Source organism: Peptoniphilus sp. oral taxon 836 str. F0141 (genome assembly GCF_000179335.1).
Classification (GTDB): Bacteria; Bacillota; Clostridia; order Tissierellales; family Peptoniphilaceae; genus Peptoniphilus_A; species Peptoniphilus_A lacrimalis.
This window is the reverse complement of sequence record NZ_AEAA01000114.1, coordinates 1-1,467: the sequence shown is the minus strand read 5'-3', so window position 1 is coordinate 1,467 and position 1,467 is coordinate 1. Positions and strand designations below refer to the sequence as shown.

General features: G+C 29.8%; 2 protein-coding genes and 1 pseudogene. All 3 read left to right on the top strand.

The genetic code is table 11. The features are described from left to right. On the top strand, nt 1-322 hold a 322-nt coding region (locus tag HMPREF9131_RS05940), incomplete at its 5' end, for a DNA integrity scanning protein DisA nucleotide-binding domain protein (protein WP_036744468.1). Further along, a complete protein-coding gene (locus tag HMPREF9131_RS05935; protein WP_009345949.1) occupies nt 312-1,217 on the top strand; it encodes a YbbR-like domain-containing protein in 906 nt (301 codons plus the stop codon). The genes HMPREF9131_RS05940 and HMPREF9131_RS05935, both read left to right, overlap by 11 nt. A gap of 62 nt (nt 1,218-1,279) precedes the next feature. After that, nucleotides 1,280-1,467: pseudogene (locus HMPREF9131_RS08725) on the top strand (hypothetical protein); the annotation flags it as partial.

Genomic DNA, 1,467 nt, shown 5'->3' with positions numbered 1-1,467 from the left:
TGATGGTGCCGTTATTATTAAGGGAAGCATAATTTTGGCTGCTGCTTGTTTTTTGCCTTTAAGCGATAATAAGTCAATTTCTAAAGAATTAGGTACAAGACACAGAGCTGGCATTGGTATTTCTGAAAAAAGTGACTGTTTATCAATTATGGTTTCTGAAGAAACGGGTTCAATTTCTACAGCTGAAGATGGAGCTATTTCAAGGTATTTGGATATAGATACACTGGAATCAAAGCTATTAGAAATCTATAGCCCACAATTAGAAAACGAAAGTCCCTTATTAAAGAAGTTAAGGAAATGGAGCGAAGGTAATGAAAAGTAACAACAGAAGAGAATGGATGTTTAGAATTTTATCTTTGCTTTTTGCAATACTTCTTTGGGCATATGTTAGAAATGAATCTAATGTCTTAGAAATTAAAACTATAAGAAATGTTCCGGTAACTTATGAAGGTATGGATGATTTGAAGGATAGAGGATATATAATTATCTCTCCTAAAGAAACAAAAATAAATGTTACTGTGGAAGCTTATTCTAACACTATGCCTTATGTAAAAGATTCTATTTCAGCTAAAGTGGATTTAAAAGATTATAAGGATGGAGAATTTTCTCTTCCAATTAGTGTAAGTTCTATTCAGTCGGATGTAAAAATTAAAAGATTTGACCAAACTACTATTCCATTTAAAATTGACAAAAGGTCAAGTCAAACTTTTTATGCAAATATAAAAGCCTTAGGAAAACCTGCTGATGATTATTCTTTAGGTAAAATAGCAGATTCTGAGAGAGTGACTATTTCGGGAGCATCAACTTATGTCAGTCAAATAGAAAAAGTCGAAGCTATTGTTAATGTAGCAAATTTAAAAAAGACTGATTATGTGAAAGCTGATGTGAAAGCATTTGATGCTGATGGTAGTGAAATTGATAATTTAACTATTGAACCCTCAACAATTCAAGTTGAAGTACCTATTTTAAAATCTAAGTCAGTACCTATAAAGCTTAATATTGTTGGTGATATTCCAAAGAATGTTAATTTAGACAAATTTTTCGTTGAGCCAGAAACAGTCACCATAATTGGTAATTCTGATTTAATTGATAGTATAGATCAAATCGAATCTAAAGAAATAACTTTAGATCAAATCAGAGAAGGTTCTAACACAATAAGTCTAATCCTACCAAAAATATATCACTTGTTGATCCAAAACTTACTTTTAAGGTTATAGACGGTGATAATCAGCTTGGTAATAATGGTAAAAATTTAGTCATAAAAAAAGATAATATTAATTTGTTAAACACTGATGCAAAATTTTCCTATAATATCTCTTTGGATAGTGATATTATATTAAAATATAACGGACAAACTGATAGAGATTTAACAACTGATGAACTTAATTTAAATGTTGATTTAAAGGATGCTAAGAATTCTGGAGAATATCCATTAAATTATGTTTTACCGCAAGGTTTCAATTTAGT

Bases quoted from the DNA above. Each gene is read 5' to 3' on its own strand.
- HMPREF9131_RS05935 (WP_009345949.1), top strand. From the start codon at position 312: ATGAAAAGTAACAACAGAAGAGAATGGATGTTTAGAATTTTATCTTTG.